This window comes from Halorubrum sp. SD612, assembly GCF_002135005.1.
In genome coordinates this window covers 14,990-29,603 of the sequence record NZ_NEWI01000020.1, presented here as the reverse complement: position 1 = coordinate 29,603, position 14,614 = coordinate 14,990, and the positions used below count along the sequence as shown (strand labels likewise).

Annotated in this window: 14 protein-coding genes and 1 pseudogene; 7 read left to right on the top strand and 8 right to left on the bottom strand. The window is 71.7% G+C overall.

Features of this window, described 5'->3' with window-relative positions:
- Nucleotides 1-305 (top strand): annotated as a pseudogene (locus tag B9G38_RS04030) (oxidoreductase); the annotation flags it as partial.
- A gap of 37 nt (nucleotides 306-342) precedes the next feature.
- On the opposite strand, the gene B9G38_RS04025 reads toward B9G38_RS04030, so the two are convergent.
- From B9G38_RS04025 to B9G38_RS04015, 3 genes are all read right to left on the bottom strand, one after another.
- A complete protein-coding gene (locus B9G38_RS04025; RefSeq protein ID WP_086219570.1) occupies nucleotides 343-960 on the bottom strand; it encodes a PadR family transcriptional regulator in 618 nt (205 codons plus the stop codon).
- Between the two features lie 105 nt (nucleotides 961-1,065).
- Nucleotides 1,066-1,908, bottom strand: coding sequence for an ABC transporter permease subunit (locus B9G38_RS04020; protein ID WP_086219569.1), 843 nt, complete (start codon nucleotides 1,906-1,908; stop codon nucleotides 1,066-1,068).
- Nucleotides 1,905-2,930: an ABC transporter ATP-binding protein gene (locus B9G38_RS04015; protein WP_086219568.1), complete on the bottom strand. Its 1,026-nt coding sequence runs from the start codon at nucleotides 2,928-2,930 to the stop codon at nucleotides 1,905-1,907. The genes B9G38_RS04020 and B9G38_RS04015 overlap by 4 nt, the downstream gene beginning before the upstream one ends.
- A gap of 127 nt (nucleotides 2,931-3,057) precedes the next feature.
- On the opposite strand from B9G38_RS04015, the gene B9G38_RS04010 reads away from it, so the two are divergent.
- The 4 genes from B9G38_RS04010 to B9G38_RS03995 all read left to right on the top strand — a co-directional run bounded on the left by B9G38_RS04010 (nucleotide 3,058) and on the right by B9G38_RS03995 (nucleotide 7,600).
- The gene (locus tag B9G38_RS04010) at nucleotides 3,058-4,656 is read left to right on the top strand and encodes a heme-binding protein (RefSeq protein ID WP_086219567.1); all 1,599 of its coding nucleotides are present in this window, start codon (nucleotides 3,058-3,060) and stop codon (nucleotides 4,654-4,656) included.
- Between the two features lie 120 nt (nucleotides 4,657-4,776).
- Nucleotides 4,777-5,241 carry a universal stress protein gene (locus B9G38_RS04005; RefSeq protein ID WP_086219566.1) on the top strand — a complete coding sequence of 155 codons (465 nt, stop codon included), beginning with the start codon at nucleotides 4,777-4,779 and terminating at the stop codon, nucleotides 5,239-5,241.
- A 75-nt stretch (nucleotides 5,242-5,316) separates the two neighbouring features.
- The gene (locus B9G38_RS04000) at nucleotides 5,317-6,573 is read left to right on the top strand and encodes a DHH family phosphoesterase (RefSeq protein ID WP_086219565.1); all 1,257 of its coding nucleotides are present in this window, start codon (nucleotides 5,317-5,319) and stop codon (nucleotides 6,571-6,573) included.
- Between the two features lie 4 nt (nucleotides 6,574-6,577).
- Nucleotides 6,578-7,600, top strand: a complete 1,023-nt coding sequence (locus tag B9G38_RS03995; RefSeq protein WP_086219564.1) for a carbohydrate kinase family protein — start codon at nucleotides 6,578-6,580, stop codon at nucleotides 7,598-7,600.
- 60 nt (nucleotides 7,601-7,660) lie between these two features.
- On the opposite strand, the gene B9G38_RS03990 is transcribed toward B9G38_RS03995, so the two are convergent.
- From B9G38_RS03990 to B9G38_RS03975, 4 genes are all read right to left on the bottom strand, one after another.
- Complete coding sequence (locus tag B9G38_RS03990; RefSeq protein WP_049930467.1) at nucleotides 7,661-8,563, bottom strand: DUF106 domain-containing protein; 903 nt, start codon at nucleotides 8,561-8,563, stop codon at nucleotides 7,661-7,663.
- A gap of 120 nt (nucleotides 8,564-8,683) precedes the next feature.
- A complete protein-coding gene (locus B9G38_RS03985) occupies nucleotides 8,684-9,307 on the bottom strand; it encodes an adenylate kinase (protein WP_049930465.1) in 624 nt (207 codons plus the stop codon).
- Nucleotides 9,308-9,357: 50 nt separating this feature from the next.
- Entirely contained in the window at nucleotides 9,358-9,954 is a 597-nt protein-coding gene (locus tag B9G38_RS03980) for a GNAT family N-acetyltransferase (protein ID WP_086219563.1), read from the bottom strand.
- The gene (locus tag B9G38_RS03975) at nucleotides 9,951-10,319 is read right to left on the bottom strand and encodes a universal stress protein (RefSeq protein WP_049930461.1); all 369 of its coding nucleotides are present in this window, start codon (nucleotides 10,317-10,319) and stop codon (nucleotides 9,951-9,953) included. Before B9G38_RS03975 ends, B9G38_RS03980 begins: the two co-directional genes overlap by 4 nt.
- 90 nt (nucleotides 10,320-10,409) lie before the next feature.
- Here B9G38_RS03975 and B9G38_RS03970 point away from each other — a divergent pair, with 90 nt between their 5' ends.
- The gene (locus B9G38_RS03970) at nucleotides 10,410-11,120 is read left to right on the top strand and encodes a DUF5806 family protein (protein WP_086219562.1); all 711 of its coding nucleotides are present in this window, start codon (nucleotides 10,410-10,412) and stop codon (nucleotides 11,118-11,120) included.
- Nucleotides 11,117-12,832, top strand: coding sequence for a GAF domain-containing protein (locus tag B9G38_RS03965; RefSeq protein ID WP_086219561.1), 1,716 nt, complete (start codon nucleotides 11,117-11,119; stop codon nucleotides 12,830-12,832). Before B9G38_RS03970 ends, B9G38_RS03965 begins: the two co-directional genes overlap by 4 nt.
- Nucleotides 12,833-12,862: 30 nt before the next feature.
- On the opposite strand, the gene B9G38_RS03960 is transcribed toward B9G38_RS03965, so the two are convergent.
- On the bottom strand, nucleotides 12,863-14,584 hold the full coding sequence (locus tag B9G38_RS03960) for an aldehyde ferredoxin oxidoreductase family protein (RefSeq protein ID WP_086219560.1): 1,722 nt from the start codon (nucleotides 14,582-14,584) through the stop codon (nucleotides 12,863-12,865).
- Between the last annotated feature and the right edge of the window lie 30 nt (nucleotides 14,585-14,614).

Sequence of the window (14,614 nt, the reverse complement as noted above, 5' to 3'; positions counted from 1 at the left end):
GCCCCGTCCGAACCGGCTTCAACGAGCGGGCGGCAGCCGCGGTCGAGGCCGCCGACGGCGCGGGACCGTACGCCGACGCGTACCGCGCGTTCGAGGGGTACTCCCCGGCGGCCACCGACGTCGAGACCGTCGTCGAGCGCGTGGTGACCGCGGCGACCGCGGCCCGCCCGCGGACGCGCTACCGGGTGAGCCGCCGGGCGCGGTGGCTGCCGCGGCTCGCGCGCGTCCTCCCCGACCGGCTGTACGACCGGCTCGTCCGCGCCGGGCTTCCGGGCGGGATCCTGTGGCGGCTGCTCAACCGGTGAGTCGCGGCGAACCGGCCGACGCGGAGACCGCGCCGGGTCAGTCGTCCGCGGCGCCGGACGAGGCCCCCTCGGACTCGTCCGCGTCGTCCGCGGTCTCGGCCTCGCCGGCGGCGCCTCCGGCCTCGGACGACGCGTCGGCGACGTCCGCCCCGTCCGCCGCCGCGCGGAACTCCTCCGGCGAGGCGTCGATCCGCTCGAACTCGCCGAAGTCGCGCTCGTGGTGCCGGATCATCTGCTCGACGATCCACGCGCTGTACCGCTCCGAGTACCTCCAGTCGGCGTCGGCGTCGTCGGTCTCGAACCGGCCGTCGGTTGCGAGCGCGGCGTACAGGTGGTAGAAGCCGAGGACGACGTCGCCGAACTCCCTCGCCTCGCCGCCGATCGCGCGGCGCTTCTCGGCCAGCTCCTCGCGGCCCGCGTCGGTGAGCGCGAAGTACTTCCGGTCGGGCTCGTCTTCGCGCTCGACGCGCTCGGCGACGCCCTCCTCCTCGAACTTGTAGAGGATCGGGTAGACGGAGCCGTAGGAGGGCTCCCAGTGGCCGCCGCTGATCTCGGTGATCTCGCCGAGCAGCTCGTAGCCGTACCGGGGGCGCTCGTCGAGCAGCTCCAAGACGAGGTACGAGATGAGTCCTTTCGGCGGGCCGCTCTTCCGCATCGTCCGCATCTCTCGCGGTCGCGTCGAAAGGGTTTCGGTCACGGCGACCGCGACCGAGCGACCGCGGTGCGGGCGAGCGGCGGTCGAGAGCGGCGACGGCCCCTATCAGCTCAGGTCGGCGCGCCGGAAGCCGAGGTACCCGACGGCCAGCGGAACCGCGGCCCACGCGACCATGACCGCGAGGAACACGACGGGGCTGAGGAACGCCGGCGCCGGGCCGCCGGTCGCCGCCGCCACGCCGGCGTCGCCGAGCAGCGGGCGCCCGACGAGCGCGTTGTAGGCCCCGGTCGGGCTGAGCCCACGCACGAGCAGGAACCACGCGGGCACGCCGGCGCCGGGGAGCCGGCCGGTGACCAGCAGGTGGACGCCGTTCGGCGCGAGGTCCCAGAGGAGCGTCAGGCCGAGGTACGCCGTGATCGCGAGCGTCATCGCCCGGGCCCGCGTCGCCGTGACGGCCGAGATCCCGACGGCGATACCGAGGAACGAGACCGCGAGCAGCACCGTCAGCGCCGTCGTCGCGAGGAACGCGCCGACCGGAAGGGCGGCGTAGAGCGCCGCCGTGACGACGCCCGAGATCGCGAAGCCCGCGGCGATCCCGGCGGCGACCGCGACGCCCCGACCGAGGAACTTCCCGGCGAGCACCTCGCCGCGGGACGGCGGCAGCCCGAGCAGCACCTTCAGGCTCCCCGACTCCCGCTCGCCGGCGACCGAGAGGTACGCCGCGATCAGCGCCATGATCGGGACGAGCAGCCCGGCGAACTGCGACGCGCCCCCGATCGCCGCCTCCGGGCCGGCGCCCACGTCCGCCTCGGGGACGAGCAGCGGGAGCGCCGCCGACAGCGACGACACCGCGGCGATGACCGCGACGATGGCCCAGACCACCCGCGAGCGGAGGGCGTCGCCGAACTCCTTGCGCGCGATCGTGAGCCGGACCCCGCGCGGCGTCATCGCCCACCCTCCGCGGCGTCGGCGTCCGAGGCGGCGACGTCGGGGGGGCCACGGGTCGGCGCCGACCCACCGGTGTACGCGCTGAACAGGTCCTCCAGCGACGACTCCGCGATCGCCACGTCGAGGACCGCGGCCCCGTCCTCGCGGACCCGATCGATGACGTCCACCTTCGCGGCGGCCTCGCCGACGCGCACCCGGATCGTCCGGTCGTCGACCGCGACGTCGTCGACGCCGGGGAGTTCCCCGAGCGTCAGCCGGTCCGGAACGGCGTCGACCGTGAGCGTCACCGTCGACCCGGTGTCGAGCGCGTCGCGCAGTCCGGCGATCGTGTCGACGGCGACGAGTCGCCCGCGGTCGAGGATCGCGACGCGGTCGCAGACGGCCTCGACCTGACTGAGGATGTGGCTGGAGAAGAACACCGTCTTCCCGCGGTCGGCGTGCTCGCGGGCGATCTCCCGCACGAGGCGGACGCCGTTCGGGTCGAGCCCCGACGACGGTTCGTCGAGGATCAGCACCTCGGGGTCGCCGACGAGCGCGATCGCGAGCGCCAGCCGCTGGGTCATCCCCTTCGAGTAGCTCCCCACCGCGCGGTCGGCGGCCGCCGATTCGAGCCCGACCCGGTCGAGCAGGTCGTCGACGGCGTCGTCCGCGCCCTTCAACGCGATCGCGTACTCCAGGTTCTTCCGCCCGGTCAGCCGGTCGTAGAGCCCGTACCCGTCCGGGAGGATGCCGACCCGCTCGTGGACCGCGCGCGTCTCGGCCTGCGCGTCGCGGCCGAGGACGGTCGCGCTCCCCGCGGACGGGCGAACGTAGTCCATGATCACGTCGATCGTCGTCGACTTCCCGGCGCCGTTCGGCCCGAGGAAGCCGAATATCTCGCCGGCGTACACGGTCAGGTCGAGGTCGTCGACCGCGAGGACGTCGTCGCCGTAGCGCTTCGTCAGGCCGCTCGTCCGGATGGCGACAGACCCGTCGTCTGGCGATCCGGTCGCGTCGTCGGAGAGGGCGCTGTCAGCGGGCATACCCCCAATAACGCGAATCGGACATAAAATGCTATGCGGGCGGCGCGCGGCGCCCGCGACCGTGGTTCCGTTTCCGGCGCCCGGGACGACCCGCAAGCCCCTAAGTCGCGCGGCCCCAACCCGGCGTATGGTCGAGGCTCCACAGACCGCCGAAGGGTGGTTCTCGCTGCACGACTTCCGCTCGATCGACTGGGACGCGTGGCGCGAGGCGCCCGAGTCCGAGCGGCGGCGAGCGATAGAGGAGGGCGAGGCCTTCCTGAAACACCGCGAACTGGTCGCCGACGCCGACGACGGCGAGTCGGCGCTGTTCTCCGTGCTGGGACACAAGGCGGACTTCCTCTGTCTCCACTTCCGGCCGTCGCTCGACGACCTGTCCGCGATCGAACGTCGGTTCGAGGACACCGCGCTCGCGAAGTTCACCGAGCGCGAGACCTCCTACGTCTCCGTCACCGAGGTGTCGGGCTACGTCTCCGACGACTACTTCGAGGAGGGGGCCGACGCCGTCGACGAGGGGCTTCGCCGCTACATCGAGGGGAAGCTGAAGCCCGACATCCCGGACGAGGAGTACGTCAGCTTCTACCCGATGAGCAAGCGCCGCGGCGAGGAGCACAACTGGTACGACCTCGACTTCGAGGAGCGCGCCGAGCTGATGGCGGGCCACGGCGAGGTCGGCAAGGAGTACGCGGGGAGGATCAAGCAGGTGATCGCCTCCTCCGTCGGCTTCGACGAGCACGAGTGGGGCGTCACGCTGTTCGGCGCGGACCCGACCGACATCAAGGACATCGTCTACGAGATGCGGTTCGACCCGGCCTCTTCCCGGTACGGCGAGTTCGGCGACTTCTACGTCGGCCGCCGGTTCCCGCCGCGCGACCTCGACGCCTTCCTCGCGGGCGAGACGGTGCCGACCGGCCGCGTTCCGGAGGCGGACAGCGCCGGCCACCCGCACGGCGAGGGCGGTCACGGCGAGGGCCATCACGGCGAAGGGGGTCACGGCGACGACGCGCACGGACGCGGCGAGGGCCACGACCGCTCGGGCGCGGGCGGCGGATCGGCCCACGGCGACCACCCGCACGGCGACGACGAGGCCGGCGGCGAGGGCGACCACCCGCACGGCGACGACGAGGCCGGCGGCGGGGCGTCGGACGAGGAGATCCGCGGCGAGCTCGCCGACCTCGACATCTACGCCGGGAAGCCCCACGGCGAGGACGTGTACGCCACGGTGCTGTACAGCGAGGCCGACGTGGACGAGCTGTTCGACGAGGTCGAGGGGCTCCGCGGCAACTTCGACCACTACGGCACCCACGTCAAGACCGCGGTGTACGAGGGGCGCCACACCGACCGCGCCGCCGTCGTCTCGATCTGGGACACCGCGTCGGCGGCGGAGACCGCGGCGGGGTTCCTCTCGGAGCTGCCCGACATCGTCGCCCGCGCCGGCGAGGAGTCCGGCTTCGGCACGATGGGGATGTTCTACACCGTCAAGCCCGACTACCAGACGGAGTTCGTCGACACCTTCGACGACGTGGGCGACCTGCTCGCCGAGATGGACGGCCACGTCGAGACCGACCTGATGGTGAACACCGAAGACGAGAACGACATGTTCATCGCCAGCCAGTGGAACGCGAAGGAGGACGCGATGGGCTTCTTCCGCTCCGACGAGTTCTCCGAGACCGTCCAGTGGGGCCGCGACGTGCTCGCCGACCGCCCGCGCCACGTCTTCCTGGCGTAGCGGCGCCCGACTGGCGAGGATTTCATACATAGTCGGCGGCGAACCGTCGGCGTGTCCGTCGACCGCGTGCGCTTCCGCCGACCGCCGGGTTTTAGGTGTCGTTGCGGCGAACGGGTGGCCATGTTCGACACCATCGTGGTCGCGACCGACGGCTCCGACAGCGTTCAACGGGCCGTCTCGGTCGCGGTCGACGTGGCGGCGCGGTTCGACGCCGAGGTCCACGCGGTGTACGTCGTCGACGCCGGCGAGGTGGAGTCGTCGCCCGACACGGTCCGGGAGGACCTTCGCGACGCGCTCGACGATCAGGGGAGCGACGCGCTCGACCGCGTCGCGGACGCGGCCCACGACCGCGACGGCGACCTCGACGTGACCATCGAGGTCCGCGAGGGCCGTCCGGCCTCGGAGATCGACGCGTACGCCCGGTCTGCCGGCGCCGACCTCGTCGCGATGGGCACCCGCGGCCGCCACGGCGAGAACCGCTTTCTCATCGGCTCCGTCGCCGAGCGCGTCGTCCGGACCTGCCCGGTCCCGGTGCTGACGGTCCGACAGCTGACCGACGAGGACCCTCGGCGGACGACGATCTGAGCGTCGCGAAGGCGACGCGACCGCCGCTCGCCGCGAGAGCGGCGGAGTTTTCCGGCTGCCGCCCGCCTCGACGGTATGGACGACGACCTCATCGAGACGGGGGATGCCCCCCGGTCGCGGTACACGAAGCTGCCGGGGAAGGGCTTCTTTTACCCGGACTCGCTGGACGACGAACGCGCGGAGCGGCGGGCGAGGGAGGCGATCGAGGGCAGCGAGGCGGTCGTGATCGCCGACGGCGACGCCGACGGTCTCGCCTGCGCCGCGATGATCCGCGAGGCGTACGACGCCGCCCTCGACGTCGGACCCTTCGAGGACGCCGTCGCGGCCCGGCTCGAAGGCGAGAGCGGGAGCGACGAGCCGGACGAGCCCGCGGCGGACGACGAGGGGGAGGGCGACGACGACCCCCTCGGCGACGCCCACGCCGAGTCCCCGGTCGGGCTGGTCTCGGCGGGGCCGTACTCGATCGACACCGCGCTCGAACGCGTCGAAAAGTACGCCGACGACGGGATCGACCTGTTCGTCTGCGACCTCTGCCCCGACGACTACGAGTGGATCGCGGAGCCGTTAACGGAGCTGGCTGACTCGACCGACGCGATCCGGTGGTTCGACCACCACCAGTGGGACGACGAGACCGCCGACGCGGTCCGCGAGGCCGGCGTCGACCTCGTCGTCGGCGAGTCGGACGAGGAGTGTACCGCCGACGTGACGCTCCGGTCGCTCGACTACGCCTTCGACGACCGCTGGGCCGAGCTCGCCGAGGTCACGCGCGACCACGACCTCTGGCTCAAGGAGGACCCTCGCTCCGACGACCTCGCCGACTACTCCTACTGGGCCGGCGCCGAGGAGTACGCGGCCGTCGTCGGCGCGTACGGCGTCGACCTCCCGGAGACGGTGCGGTCGTTCGTCGCGGAGCGCCGGGTCGAGAAGGAAGCGCGCATCGACCTCGCGGTCGACCGCGCGGTCACGCATGAGGTCGGCGACTGGCGCGTCGCGGTCACCTACGGCCGCTGCTCGCAGAACGAGGTCGCGGAGCGCCTCCGCGAGGCGGGGGCCGACGCCGCCGTGATCGTCAAGCCCGCCGGCTCCGCCTCGATCCGGGGGTCGGACGACTTCCGGCACGCCCACGAGGTCGCCGGCCGAGTGAACGGCGGCGGGCACCCGCAGGCGGCGGGCTGTAAGCCCGACATCTACGACGACATGCTGGACTACGCCCACCACTGGAGCACCGAGGGACAGGCGTGTAAGCGCGTCATCCTCGCGGCGTTCGAGGCCGTCGCCGAGGAAGTCGAGGCCGAGGCGAGCGGCGCCGACGAGGCCGCGGCGGCCGAGTAGGACAATGGCCGGCATCTTCGTCGCCGGAGAGACGCTCGTCGACTTCGTGCCCGACTCCGGGGAGACGCTGCGGGAGGTCGACAGCTACGCCCACCGGCCCGGCGGCGCGCCCGCCAACGTCGCGGTCGGGCTCGCGCGGCTCGGCTCGCCGCCGGCGTTCTGGACGCGCCTCGGCGACGACGCGTTCGGCGACTTCCTCGCCGAGACGCTCGCCGCGGCGGAGATTCCGGAGACGCACGTCGAGCGCGTCGAGGGGAAGACGACGCTCGCCGTGGTGTCGCCGCCCGGCGAAGGCGGGCCGCGGTTCTCCTTCTACGGCGACCGCGACGCGACGTTCGGGTTCGACCCGGACGCAGTCCCGACCGAGGCGCTGACGGGCAACGACGGCGCGGCGTCGCCGGGGGGCGCGAGCGCGCCGCCGTGGGTCCACCTCGGCGGCGTGGCGCTGACGCACTTGCGGGGGCGGGCGGCCACCCGCGAGCTCCGCTCGGCGGCGACCGCCGCCGGGTGTCCCGTCTCGTTCGACGTGAACTACCGCTCCGATCTGGTGCCGCCGGAGACGGCGGAGGCGGCGTCGACCGCGGTCCGCGAGACGGTCGCCGAGAGCGGCGTCGTGCTGTGTAGCGACGAGGACGCCGCCGCGGCCGGGCTGTCGACGAGCGAGGGCGGGGAACTGGCCCGCGACCTGCTCGCGCTCGGCCCCCACACCGTCGTCGTCACGCTCGGCCGCGACGGCGCGCTCGCGGTCAGTACCGACGACGCGCCATGGGGGGCCACGACGGTCCGGCACGACGGGTTCCCGGCGGAGGCGGTCGACGCGACCGGCGCCGGCGACGCGTTCACCGCGGGCCTGCTCTCGCGGCTCGCGGGGAGTGCCGAGTCTGAGTCCGGAGCCGACGCGGAGGCGCTCCGCGAGGCGGTCGCGTTCGGCAACGCGACCGCCGCGCTCTCGGTCCGGTCGGTCGGCGGGATGGGGTCGATCCCGTCGCGCGAGGAGGTGGAAGCGCTCCTCGCGGAACGGGAGTGAGAGGGAGAACGGCGGCGTCGAAGGGAAACGGAGGGGGAGCGGCGGAGAGCGCGGCGCTGCCTACGAGGCGGACGGCGACATCTCGATGTTGAGGCTCTTCTGGACGAGCTGGGTGAACGCCATCGAGCAGAGGAAGTACCAGAGGATCCACATTTGGATCGGGCCGACGATCCCCGTGTCCCAGGTGACGGTGCCCGCGAGCGGGACGACGAGCTCCTGGGCGGCGACGGCCGGGTACGCGGCCTCAGACCCGCGGTAGCCGATCACCCAGAACATCCAGAGGAACGCCGGAATGGTGAGGAACATGATCCACACCATCGGGCGGAACTGCTCTTTGAACATGCCGAGCTGGTCGCCCATCGCCTCCATCTGCTCTTCTTGGATCTCGTCGAGCGCCTCGTCGTCGTCGCGCTTCTCGGCCTCCTTCCGGCGCTCCTGGATGTCCTTCATCCGCTCCTGATACGCGCCCATCTTCTCCATGTCCATGAGCCCGGCGCGCAGCAGCGTCGAGTACATCCCCGTGCCGAGCGCGATGACCATGATGACGACGTAGAAGGGGACGACGTTCAGAAGGGGGCCGAGGACGACGTCGATGCCGCCGGCGATCGCGTTCCGGACCGGCGAGACCGCGTAGCCGACGAACGCGCCGAGCGTCGCCAGCCCGGCCAGCTTATCCCACTTCGACCAGGAGGTCGTCTCCGGCGTCTCAACGTCGCCGCCGCCCGAGTCGTCCTCCATCCCGGCCTCGATGTCGTCGCGGTCGGCAAGCGCGAAGCCCTCCTCGCCGTCGACGAGGATCTCCTTCTCGATGAGCCGGCCCCACTGTCCGCTGGTGATCTGGTCGCGGACATCGACCCAACGCACCTCGCCGCCGCTAGCGTTGTCGAGGACGGTTTCGATGGCGTCCCGCATCTCGCCGTCCTCGCGGACCAGCGAGCGGACTCGCCGTTCGACTTTGCTCATTAGCGGCCGGTTAGCGGTCGACGGTTAAGAACCTTGTAGGATCGTCGCTCGGTCGGCCCCCGGCGCCGGTCGGACTGGCACCCGGCCACGCGGCGGATTGGCTCCCGGCCACGCGGCGGATTAGCTCTCGACGACATCGCGGATCCGAGCGAAGACCTCGTCCGGGGTCGCCTCGCCGTCGACCTCGACGAGGACGCCCTCGTCGCGGAAGTGGTCGATCACGGGCTCGGTGTTGTCGTAGAACACGTCGAGCCGCTCGCGGGCGGTCTCCTCGGTGTCGTCCTCGCGCTGGATCAGCTCGCCGCCGCACTCATCGCAGACGCCCGGCTCCTCGGGCGGCTGGAAGTCGACGTGGTAGTTCGCGCCGCAGTCGTCGCAGACGCGGCGCCCGGTGAGCCGGTCGACGAGCACTTCCTCGTCGACGTCGAGGAGGATGACGGCGTCGAGGTCGGTGATCTCCGAGAGGTACTCCGCCTGATCGAGGTTGCGCGGGTAGCCGTCGAGGACGAACCCGTCGGCGTCGCCGATCGCGGCCTCGACGATCTCGTTGACGACCGGGTCCGGCACCAGCTCGCCCGCCTCCATGAACGAGCGCGGCGTGCCGTACTCCGTCTCCATGTCCTTGTTCGCGCGGAGCGCGTCGCCGGTCGTGACGTGCTCGACGCCGTACGCGTCGGCCAGCTTCGCGCTCTGCGTCCCTTTCCCAGCACCCGGCGCCCCCAGCAGCAGAATTCGGTGACTCATATCGGAGCGGTCGCGGGCCGCCCCTAAAGGCTTGAAGATTCCGGCCAACCCTACTCGTCGGCGTCGGACTCGTCGGGGGTCGCGGACGCGTCTCCCTCCGCGGCCGTCTCCCCGTCGGCGCGCAGCCGCAGCCCCATCTCCAGCTCGAAGCTCTCGGCGTCGGAGGTCTCGAAGCCGATCTTCTTGTACAAGGAGACGGCGGCGCGGTTCCACCGCTCCACCGTGAGCCACACCTTCTCGACGCCGTTCGCCTGCCCGTGGCCGAGCAGTCCGCGGATGAGGTGGGTGCCGATCCCGGCACGCTGGTACTCCTGATGGACGAAGATCGCCAGCTCGTAGGCGTCGCCGTCGGGGACGAGCGTCGCGTGGCCGGCGGCCGCGTCGTCGCACCAGGCGATCACGTTGTAGCAGTCGTCGGCGAGGATGGCGTCGAGCCACTCGCGGATGCGCTCCTCGCCGCCGGGCGGGATCCCCTGCGCGCGGTCCGCCGGGTCGAAGGCGTCGTACATCTCGACCAACGACTCCCTGGCCGCCGGGTCGCCCTCGTACGGCCGGACCTCGATCCGGCGGTCCTCGCGGTCGGTGAACGCGGTCGGCGGCGGCGGGAACTCGTCCGCCGCCGCGTCCGGGTAGCCTCGGTCGCTCATCTGACCAGCGTGACCGATGTCTTGGCGTTCAACAGGACGAACTCCGCGATCGACCCGATCGTGATCTTCCCCATCGGACTCGTGTGTCCGCCGCCCAAGACGATCTCCTCGAACCCCTCCGTCTCGGCGATGTCCACCAGCCGACTCCCGGGGTCGCCCTCGACGCGCCGCACCTCCGCGTCGATCGCCGCCTCCTCGACCGCCGCCTCGGCGCGCTCGACGACCTCGTCGGGGGACACTGAGGAGTCCTCGTTGTCCACCACCGCGATCGTCAGGTCGTCGCTCGCGACCGCCGCGCGCTCGACCGTCCGGTCGAGCGCGCGGAACGAGTCGTCGCTGCCGCCGATCCCGCAGAGCACCTTCATGCCCAACCCCTCCACGCGACGGTACAAAAGTGGATCTCCGAGCGGACCGCCACCGACAAGGCTTTTGTTCGCCCGCGGAGTGTCGCACGTATGAGCGATCCCTCCGGCTCGACGGCCGACTCGGCCGACGGGACCGGCGACGCCGCCACGGACCGGTCACCCTCCGACGACGACGGCGACCCCGATCCGCACGCCGGCGACGAACCGGACGCGGAGACGACCGCCGGGGCGTCGGGGGCGTCCGGAGACGAGGCGGACGCGACCGACGACGTGCCGCGGGATGTCCGCAAGTACGAGCGGTTCAAGAAGATGGACGGCGCGCGCTACGAGCGCGTCAACGAGTTCCTCCGCGACCGGACGTACATCACCGCCCGCGAGTGGGCGATCGCCCGGCTCTGCGCCGACTTCCGGACGGAGACCGGCGTCGAGATGACGAAGATCGGCGAGAACCTCCCGGAGCTCATCCCCTTCATGACCGACACGGACACGCCGCAGGCGGTGAACCAGGCGCGCTACTCTTTCGAGGAGAAGGTGACGAAGGCGGGGGCGACGTTTCTCTACGGCGCGATGTCCGGGTTCTTCACCGCCGAGGACTTAGACGAGATGATGTACGAGGTGACCGAGGTCGCGAAGTTCCTCCTGGAGGTCGAGGGCGTCGACCTCGCCGTCGCCGACGAGTTGGAGGCCGAAGACAGGATCAGCGAGGTGATGCGCGAGGTGCGAGCCTCCTCGGCCGACCTCCGGGGCGAGGAGGTGCGCTGCCCCGAGTGCGGCCACGTCCACGAGCCGGCAGAAGAGTGACCATGGACCACTTTCCGGAAGCGATCAACGCGACGCCCGACCCAACCCTCGTCGTCGACGGCGACGGGGTCGTCCACGCCGGGACGCCGAGCGTTGAGACAGTGTTCGGGCTCGATCCGGACGACCTCCCCGGCCGAGCGATCGGCGACGTCTTCGAGGATCCGACCGAACTGGACTGGGGACGCGTCGCGTCGCCGCCCCCCGTCGCCGACCGAGACGACGGCGAAGCGGGCGCAGCCGGAGACGCGGAGGGGGTTGCGCCGGGGGGTGCCGAGGGGAGCGCACCCGGAGACGGCGAGGAGAGTGCCCCCCTTGGCGGCGAGGAGGCGAGAGCCGAACGAGACGGGTCTCGACACGACGTGACGGCGCTGATCGAGACGACGCGCGCCGGCGAGGCGCGGTCGATGGCGGACGGGTTCGAACTGGCCGTGCGCCGCGGGGACGGCGTCCTCGTCCCGGTTCGGGTCAGCGTCGGCCCGTTCGAGCTCGGTGGCGACCCGTACGCGGTCGTCACGGCGATCGACGTCACGAACGAGCGAACGCGGCGGCTGGCGCTCCAGCGCCGCACGGAGACGCTCGAATCCCTCCACGAGGCGACCCGAGAGCTGCTGAAGACGACCGACAGGGAGACGGCCGCCGAGGCGGCGGTGTCGTACGTCGACGACGTGCTGGGCCACCCGATCGCCGCGATATGGCTGTACGACGAGCGGGAAAACGCGCTCGAACCGATCGTCTGGACGGACACCGCGGACGACGTCGTCGGCGAGCATCCGACGTTCGCGGCCGACGAGCCGAGCATCACCTGGGAGGTCTTCGAGAGCGGCGAGCCGACGTACGTCGCGGACGTCCACGACGACCCCGACCGCCACAGCGACGACGCCACGATCCGGAGCGAGCTCGTCGTCCCGCTCGGGCGGTACGGCGTGTTGAACGTCGGCGCGACGGCCCCGGAGGCCTTCGACGACTCCGACCTCGCGGTGGCGCGCATCTGGGCGGCGACGGTGACGATGGTGCTGGTCCGCATCGAGCGCGAGCGGCAGCTCCGGCGGCGCGAGGCGGAGATCGCGCGCGAGCGCGACCGGTTAGAGGAGTTCGCCAGCCTCGTGTCGCACGACCTCCGAAGTCCGCTCAACGTCGCCACTGGAAACCTCGAGATCGTCACGGAGCGGCTCGCGGAGGAGTCGGTCGACGTGGAGGAGCTGGGCGCGGTCGAGCGCTCGCTCGACCGGATGGACGTGCTCATCGAGGACCTGCTCGCGCTGGCGCGGCAGGGCGCCAGCATCGACGAGACCGAGCCCGTTGCGCTGCCCGACCTCGTCGCGGAGTGCTGGGAAACCGTCGACACCGAGTCGGCGACGATCGCGGTCGAGACGGACGCCGTCGTCGCCGCGGACCGCAGCCGCCTGCGACAGGCCCTCGAGAACCTCATCGCCAACGCGGTCGCCCACGCCGGACCCGACGTGGCGGTCACGGTCGGGGCGCTCGACGACGGCTTCTACCTCGAAGACGACGGCCCCGGCGTCGACCCCGAAGACCGCGGAGAGGTGTTCGAGGCGGGCGTGACGACGGACCACGACGGGACCGGGTTCGGACTGAAGATCGTCGCCGAGGTCGCGGAGGCGCACGGCTGGGCGGTCGAGCTCGCCGAGAGCGAGGCCGGCGGGGCCCGGTTCGAGTTCCGCGGCGTCGACCTCGACCCGGGCGACGGGTAGGCGGGCGGAGGCGCGGGCCGAGCGCGCCCGTCAGTCGTCGGCGGGCGCCGCGCCGGCCGGGTCGAGCCCGTCGCCGTGCCCCGGGACGGTGCCGTCGTCGTTCCAGCCGCGGAGCGCGTAGTACTCGGAGAGCGCCGCGTCGAACCCGTCGATGGCGTCGGCGTACGGGAGCGTGTCGTCGCTCCGGTCGAAGCCGCGGGCGTTGTTGAACGCGCGCTCTAACTCGACGACCCGGGCGCCGAGCGACTGGAGGTCGTCGTAGTCGGCGTCGAGCAGCGCCGCGAGCCGGTCGTCGGTCACGGTTCCCCGCGAGAACTTACAGACCACCGCCGAGTCGAGGACCGCGTTGCGGTTCTCCTTCGCGACGAGCTTCGGCGGCTTCCCGTCGAGGCCCTGCGGGTCGAACGCCTCGTCGGGGTCGACGAGCGGGTACTCGTAGGGGTAAAACTCTCCGTACATGTGGTCCGCGCCGCGGTTCGCGGTCGCGAACGCGAGTCCCTGCCCGTTGAGCGCGCGGCCGTCGTGGCCGGAGAAGGCCATCCCCTTGACCGTCCAGTCGTCCGCGCCGAACTCCTCGTGTGCGCGGTGGACGCCCTCCGCGAGCTTGTCGCCGACGCCCTCGCGATAGGCGATCTGCTCGACGAGCGAGCGGACGAGGTCCGCGTTGCCGAACTCGTCTTCGCTCTCTAAGAACATGGAGACGACGTCGCCACAGGAGATGGTGTCCATCCCGAGCTCGTCGCACAGCTCGTTGGCGCGCATCACGTCGACCACGTCGTCGACACCCGCGTTCGAGCCGAACGCCATCACCGTCTCGAACTCCGGGCCCTCCGTCTCGACGCCGGTCGCCTCGTCGCGGGTGGGGAGCTTACAGGCGAACGCGCACTGCGAACAGGTCCCCTTCTCGTACTTCTTCTCCTCGACGCGGTCGCCGGAGATGGCCTCGACGCCCTCGGAGGAGGTCTCCGCGAAGTAGTACGACGGGAGGGCGTCGACCTCGTTCGCCAGCTCCGTCACGCCCGTCGTCCCCTGCCGTTTCATGATCGAGTCGGAGGTGGCCGCCTCGCGGTGGACCTCGGCCGCCTCGTCGGGCCAGTCGACCTCGATTTCGGCGTCCGCGTCGCCGGCGAACGTGAGCGCCTTCACGCCCTTCGCACCGAGGACGGCGCCCAGCCCGCCGCGGCCGAACGCCCGGGTGTCGGAGGTCATGACTGACGCGAAGCGGACCTCGTTCTCGCCCGCGGGCCCGACGCAGGCGACGTGTTCGGGGCCGAGGTCGTGCGTCTCGGCGAACCGATCGGAGACCGCCGACACCTCGGCCTGCTCCAGGTCGTCGACCGCCTCGAAGGTCACGTCCGGCTCGCCGTCCGGCCCGACCTCGCGGACGTGGACCGCGAGCAGGTCGTCGCTCACGCCCGTGATCTCGACAGCCGCGTACCCCGCGCCGGTGAAGTTTCGCGAGAGGAATCCCCCAGCGTTCGACGAGCAGAGGCCGTTCGTGAGCGGCGAGACGGCCGTGGCGGCCATCCGGCCGGTGTAGGAGGTCGTCGAGTACTGCATCGGACCCGTCGAGAGGAAGAGGCGGTTCTCCGGGCCGAGCGGGTCGGCGTCGAACGGGATCCGGTCGTACGCGAGCGACGTGTTGAGCCCGCGGCCGCCGACGAACGACGCCAGCCGGTCGTCGATCCGGGTCGTCGACGCGGTCCGCTCCGTCAGGTCGATCGTGAGGAGCGGGCCCTGTGCGTGTCTCATGGACGTACGGAGCGAGCGAGCGGCGATAAA

Coding starts and splice junctions, on each gene's coding strand:
- B9G38_RS04025 (WP_086219570.1), bottom strand. CDS start 960: ATGCGGAAGAGCGGCCCGCCGAAAGGACTCATCTCGTACCTCGTCTTG.
- B9G38_RS04020 (WP_086219569.1), bottom strand. CDS start 1,908: ATGACGCCGCGCGGGGTCCGGCTCACGATCGCGCGCAAGGAGTTCGGC.
- B9G38_RS04015 (WP_086219568.1), bottom strand. CDS start 2,930: ATGCCCGCTGACAGCGCCCTCTCCGACGACGCGACCGGATCGCCAGAC.
- B9G38_RS04010 (WP_086219567.1), top strand. CDS start 3,058: ATGGTCGAGGCTCCACAGACCGCCGAAGGGTGGTTCTCGCTGCACGAC.
- B9G38_RS04005 (WP_086219566.1), top strand. CDS start 4,777: ATGTTCGACACCATCGTGGTCGCGACCGACGGCTCCGACAGCGTTCAA.
- B9G38_RS04000 (WP_086219565.1), top strand. CDS start 5,317: ATGGACGACGACCTCATCGAGACGGGGGATGCCCCCCGGTCGCGGTAC.
- B9G38_RS03995 (WP_086219564.1), top strand. CDS start 6,578: ATGGCCGGCATCTTCGTCGCCGGAGAGACGCTCGTCGACTTCGTGCCC.
- B9G38_RS03990 (WP_049930467.1), bottom strand. CDS start 8,563: ATGAGCAAAGTCGAACGGCGAGTCCGCTCGCTGGTCCGCGAGGACGGC.
- B9G38_RS03985 (WP_049930465.1), bottom strand. CDS start 9,307: ATGAGTCACCGAATTCTGCTGCTGGGGGCGCCGGGTGCTGGGAAAGGG.
- B9G38_RS03980 (WP_086219563.1), bottom strand. CDS start 9,954: ATGAGCGACCGAGGCTACCCGGACGCGGCGGCGGACGAGTTCCCGCCG.
- B9G38_RS03975 (WP_049930461.1), bottom strand. CDS start 10,319: ATGAAGGTGCTCTGCGGGATCGGCGGCAGCGACGACTCGTTCCGCGCG.
- B9G38_RS03970 (WP_086219562.1), top strand. CDS start 10,410: ATGAGCGATCCCTCCGGCTCGACGGCCGACTCGGCCGACGGGACCGGC.
- B9G38_RS03960 (WP_086219560.1), bottom strand. CDS start 14,584: ATGAGACACGCACAGGGCCCGCTCCTCACGATCGACCTGACGGAGCGG.